At 34.7% G+C, this 5,601-nt stretch carries 6 protein-coding genes and 1 pseudogene; 6 read left to right on the forward strand and 1 reads right to left on the reverse strand.

The annotated features are described in order from the left end of the window. Positions 1 to 293: 293 nt before the first annotated feature. The 5 genes from CDZ78_RS17155 to CDZ78_RS17175 all read left to right on the forward strand — a co-directional run bounded on the left by CDZ78_RS17155 (position 294) and on the right by CDZ78_RS17175 (position 4,715). Positions 294 to 947 carry a cupin domain-containing protein gene (locus CDZ78_RS17155; protein ID WP_087871081.1) on the forward strand — a complete coding sequence of 218 codons (654 nt, stop codon included), beginning with the start codon at positions 294 to 296 and terminating at the stop codon, positions 945 to 947. Positions 948 to 949: 2 nt separating this feature from the next. Further along, entirely contained in the window at positions 950 to 2,029 is a 1,080-nt protein-coding gene (locus CDZ78_RS17160; protein ID WP_087871082.1) for an NAD(P)/FAD-dependent oxidoreductase, read from the forward strand. Further along, a complete protein-coding gene (locus CDZ78_RS17165; RefSeq protein WP_087871083.1) occupies positions 2,026 to 2,478 on the forward strand; it encodes a GNAT family N-acetyltransferase in 453 nt (150 codons plus the stop codon). Before CDZ78_RS17160 ends, CDZ78_RS17165 begins: the two co-directional genes overlap by 4 nt. A gap of 9 nt (positions 2,479 to 2,487) precedes the next feature. After that, entirely contained in the window at positions 2,488 to 4,011 is a 1,524-nt protein-coding gene (locus tag CDZ78_RS17170) for a class I tRNA ligase family protein (protein WP_087871084.1), read from the forward strand. Between the two features lie 74 nt (positions 4,012 to 4,085). Further along, entirely contained in the window at positions 4,086 to 4,715 is a 630-nt protein-coding gene (locus CDZ78_RS17175; RefSeq protein WP_087871085.1) for a LysE family translocator, read from the forward strand. 316 nt (positions 4,716 to 5,031) lie between these two features. Here the strand turns inward: CDZ78_RS17175 and CDZ78_RS17180 are convergent. After that, positions 5,032 to 5,292, reverse strand: a pseudogene (locus CDZ78_RS17180) (hypothetical protein); the annotation flags it as partial. A 60-nt stretch (positions 5,293 to 5,352) separates the two neighbouring features. Here CDZ78_RS17180 and CDZ78_RS17185 point away from each other — a divergent pair. After that, on the forward strand, positions 5,353 to 5,601 hold a 249-nt coding region (locus tag CDZ78_RS17185), incomplete at its 3' end, for an IS6 family transposase (RefSeq protein WP_140414157.1).

Here is a 5,601-nt window from a genome sequence, read left to right on the forward strand (position 1 = left end):
CTGAAGACTAGGCTTCCTGCATTTCCAACAATACTTGCGACAGAACCCACATAAAGACTTCTCAGCCAAGCTCCCTTCAGGAATAAAAAACAAGATTTATATTCAAAATGGCTCGACATCTAGCTGGGGTGTTTCAGATAGAAACCTGGTTTTAGGTGCATGGAGAAGCGCAAAAATAATTAACAGTATGCTCGGTTTTAATGCATATGACATGGAATCAGAAAACACTTTTGTAACCTGGAAATAGTTCAACCATAAAATTAGAAATTATATTTAACTACTAAGGAATAATAATGATAACCGCTTTTGTAGAACATTATTTAACAGATGAAGGAAGGGAGTATTTTCCTGAATGGGTGGTCCATGTCAAAAAGTTACTTGAGTCAAACAAAGATGCGATTAGCTTCAGTCAGGTGATTGGAATTAATGTTCAAGATAAAGCTCCAGAGGAAAGTAGAGCAATCATTGAAGTTAAATTTCAATGTTTGAAATCTCTGACTGATTGGGTAGCAACAGAAGAACACGCAAAGATATTAAACTTACTTTTTACTTATACCACTAAACATAGAGAAACCAATATATATAGCGACTCTGTGGTCAAGGAAACTAAATACACCCAGAGCGGGGCTTATCTACATTTTTCATCACAGGAAGAATTTGGAGACTCCTTAATTAGTCAAAATGCTGTAATGCGTTCTCTTTGTAAGCCAGCACCAATAGGCTTAGGGAGATTAACGTTAGCAAGCAATTCATCCGCGCCTTTAGATGTTCATGGTGTTAAAGAAGCTTTGATGGTTTCAGAGGGTGAAGGGAAAGTTGTTGTCAATGGCATAGAAGAGATTGCTATCAATACTGGTGATATAGTTGTTTTTGATTCGAATGAATCGCACCTTCTAACTAACTGTAGCGATAAAACAATGCATCTATTTTCTGTTTGGTGGGACTAATAATGCTGAGAGATAATTACAATACAATTATTGTTGGTGGTGGAATTATAGGTTCTAGTATTTTTTTTGAATTATCGAAAATATTAGGCAATAAAGTTCTGTTAGTTGAAGCAAAAAAAGTTGGTGAAAGCGGTGCTACGTCTACGACTGGAGCTATTGTTAGAGCTTTTGACCCTGTTCCAGAAATAATGGATCTAGCTGTAAATAGCCTTGATTTTTTCAAAAATTTCAAAAAACATACAGGCGTTGATAATACTTTTTTTCAACATGATTTAGTTTACCGTACAGCAATGAATGGCAATAAGATTGATGAGCAGATCAATCAATATGACTTCAAATCAGGTGGTATTTTCATTCAAGACTCTAGTTTTTTTAAAAAACGATTTAAATTCTCTAGGAGTGGCTTACTTATTCATGACGTAGGTGCTGGATATTTAGATCCACTAGAAACTTGTAGAAATTATGTTTTAGCAGGGTGCAGTAATGGTGGCAACCTACTGGAAAATACCAGAGTAATAAACTTGCTAAATGAAAGTGAGTATTGCCACGGAATTAAAACAAATAATGGAGATATTTTTGCCGATAAAATTATCTTTGCAGGAGGTGCTGAAGGTGTAGGGATTTTGGAAACTCTTTTTCCTAGTTTATCAAAGACACTGAGAAACAAACGAATTCAGTACTTATTGGGAACAATGTCACCGGGGGGAAATCCTTATGAAACACCACCAATTGTTATTGATGATATATCTGAATACTATATAAAACCTATGGGTAATGGTGCTGTATTAATGGGGAAGGTTATTGATGAGTGGGATTTAGATTTAAAAAAAATACCCCCCTTTTCAGCTATAGATGAAAGGAAAATTATCGACTTTTTTAATAAAAAATTACCCAATATAAATACTATAAAGGTTAACAAGAAGGTGGTTGGCTACGACCTTTACACCCCGTCTAGACAAGGCGAAATAAAACTGTCTCCAATAGCAAAAAATTGCTTATTCGTGTCAGGTTTTAGTGGGCAAGGATTTAAACTTGCACCAGAAATTTCAAAAAAAGCAAGCAAGATGAGCATAGCTATATGATTACTATTCGAAGAGCAGAAAAAACCGATCTATTACAGATTGTTGAAATATTTGAACACTATCGGAATTTTTATAAGTGTGAGAGAAATAATGAATTAGCGGTTGAATTTATAAGTAAAAGAATTGAATTTGAAGATTCTTTAATACTTATTGCAGTTGACGAAAGCAAGCCCTTACTAACCATTGTTGGATTTACTCAGATGTATCCACTCTACTCATCAACTGCAATGAAAAAACTCTGGTTGTTAAATGATCTATTTGTTCTCAAAGACTACCGAAAAAAAGGTATAGCTAAAAAGTTGATTGAAAATAACAAGCAAGTTGCGCAGACATCAGGTGCTAGAGGTTTGTTTTTAGAGACGGAATCAACTAATGAAGTAGCCAAAAATATTTATAGTAATGAAGGCTTCATTAAAAATAAAAATATATTTTATAATTTTGATTTATAAGGGCCGAAAATGAAAATGCAAAAATACTTATTTATACCAATAATGCCGACACCTAACGGCAGGTTTCACATCGGGCATATCTCTGGGCCATATTTGAAAACTGATATTTTAGCTAGAAACTTAAAGTTTCTAGGCCATGATGTTAAAGTAATGTCAGGGGTGGATACTTATGAAGCTCATGTAAGCTTGAAAGCTATTCAGGAAGGGCTAACAGCCACTGAGCTGAATAATAAGTATTATGAATTAATGCTTGAAGACTTATCTGCATTTGACATCGTTTTTGATAGTTATATAAACCCTTTATCAGAACAACACTCAAAATCATTCAATGAAACACACCAACATCTTTGTGATGAGCTAAAACTTAACTCAGCAGTAACATATAAATTAGAAAAATTTCATAAGCGTAATGACGGTAAATTAATGACCGGTTGCTGGATAAGAGGCTCTTGCTCAAATTGTGGATCACAGATGAAAGCTTTTTACTGTGAGGATTGTGGCGCAAATCTTCGCCCAGAAGAAATTATAAACCCATATTTTATTCCCGCATTAACCAATAATGAAAGTGTCTATCAAATCACAGATACTTGTGCATATATAAAAGTAAACCCTTCTATTCTTGAAAAGCAGTGGAAAGTGATGGGATTGGATCCAAGATTTATTGAAATTGCCCGAACGTTCTTAAAGAAAGAAGGTAACAATGTCCGTTTAACATACCCAGATACTTGGGGAATTGAATATAAAGACCCCAAATTTAGCGAGCAACAAGTGATGTTTTCATATACCACAATGTATTTTTATTCTCTATATTTAGCAGATAAATACAGAGAAGCATTCGATAATGATGAAAAACCCTTTTCAATAGGTTCGCAGGTTAAAACTATAGCAGGCTTTGGAATTGATAATACTAACGCTTATTTAGTGGCGTTTTTGGGGGCTGCACAAGGCTTAAAAATAAAACCGTTTGATTACTTCTTAACAAATCATTTTTTCCAATTAGATGGAAAAAAAATAGCATCAAGTACAGGCCATGCAATTTGGGCTGCGGACTTAATTGATAAGCACAATTATCCCAGTGATGCTGCTAGGTTATACATAATGTACATTAACCCTCAATTTTCACCTAATAGCTTTACTTTAGATAAATTTGACTCATTTTATAAATCGGTTTATTTGAAAGATATGATAGGACAGACAGATGATGTTATTAATTTCATTAATGACCAGGGTACTGTTGATGTTCAGTGTACCCCTTCAGTAAGGTTAATGGAGTTTTTTGAAGCGCAACAAGTACACTTCTCTTTTCCAACTCCCGATATACTTAAGGCTATTAACACATTACTAGATTGGCTTAAGATTTCTCCAGCACTAAGTAAAAACAACATTACAGAATGTATAGATTGGCTTATTGGGGTTTCAATATTATCTCATTCAATTACACCTGCATTAAGTAAGAAAGTAATGAAGAATTTTAATATTGATGAACAATGGGTTGAGGTTAACTTTCAAACCAAAGAAGAGACGTTAGCATAACCATGCTCTTTGTTAATGTATAAGCCTATATAAATATACCTTTAAAACTCACTACCAAATCATAAAGGAAACGAATGTTATCTTTAAGTGCTCTTCTATTATTTACAATAACTACTTTTATCGTTGTGTTATCCCCTGGACCGGCTGCAATAGGAGTTGCCGTTGAAGGTGCATCTACAAAGTATAAGAGAGCAATTTTTATGATTTTGGGGATTGCATTTGCTAATATTGTCTTCTTTGCATTATCTGCGACTGGTATCGCAGCTTTAATGATTACCACAACACATCTGTTTTTTATTATTAAATGGATTGGTATTTTATATTTAATGTATTTAGGTATAGGAGCAATTTTCAATATATCTGGAGGGCTAAAAATTAGAGCAAATAACAGTATTGAAGAAAGTCTTTATGTAATATTTTGCAAAGGATTTATATTAGAAATTACAAACCCTAAAGCTTTACTTTATTTTGCAGCATTATTGCCCCAATTCATTGATCCCCTGAACCCTATCATCCCACAGTTAACTGTTATGTGTGCGATAACTGTTGTCCTGGATCTCATTGGCTACTCAATGTACTTTTCTTTGGGAAGTAAAATAAGAAAAAACAATATTCCCCCTAGAATGATTAATGTAATTAACAGATTAGCGGGGAGTGTTCTAGTTATTACAGGAGGAAAAATGGCCTTCATAGATTTACTTTAATCGAAAGTTATACAACAGCTGAGTTGTCATAGCGATTCAGATTACGGCTCTTCTACAGCCCTGACGCATGAAATAAAACCCGCATAAAAAGCCATTTTATATTTTCTATATAATGCTTTCCTATCATATTAAGTTCTAATACTACCCTCAATAGAAATCATGAGTAAAGTTAGCAAACGTCCTAACCGAGAAGAGCACAAAGCGCATAAAAAAAAGAGTTAGCAACACAAAAAAAATTGCGAGAGCAAAAGAAAAAAGACGGCACTTATCAAAAGCAGTCTGGTGTTTCGAATGGGTGCGGCTTTAATATAATTTTTTATGCGGTTTGATGCTCTACACCAAATTGAATAATCTTATCCCAAAACTGTTGCCATCTATTTGTTGTCTGAACTAAAGCTCTTAAGCTCAGCACTACTTTTGCTCCTTTGTTTTTCCAGCGCATACCCGAGCCACAAAGTCGTTGTTTAACCAATGTTTTGCACGCAGCCTCGGTGACCCCAGAGCCAATCGGTGATTTTTCTTCAATATGGTGCGCATAGTTCATCCTGTCTTTGGTAATATGGTTCTGTCGCATAAATCCCCATTCTCCGCGTTATCTGCTATCATAATTCTCATATTTCAATAAAAGGTGGATCACATGCTCATCTTCAAAGGTACTCACTTTCCAAAAGATGTCATTCTTTATGCTGTTTTCTTTTATGTCAGGTATGGTGTTTCGTATCGCGACCTTGAAGAAATTATGGAAGAAAGAGGTGTTGAAGTGGATCATGCTACGCTCAACCGTTGGGTTATCCGTTATTCTCCTGACATTGCTGTAAACGCTAAATCTCAGAAACGAGAAACCAATAAATCTTGGCGCATGGATGAAACGTATATCAAAGTGAAC

It is taken from the genome of Bathymodiolus platifrons methanotrophic gill symbiont, assembly GCF_002189065.1.
Taxonomy (GTDB): Bacteria; Pseudomonadota; Gammaproteobacteria; order Methylococcales; family Methylomonadaceae; genus Methyloprofundus.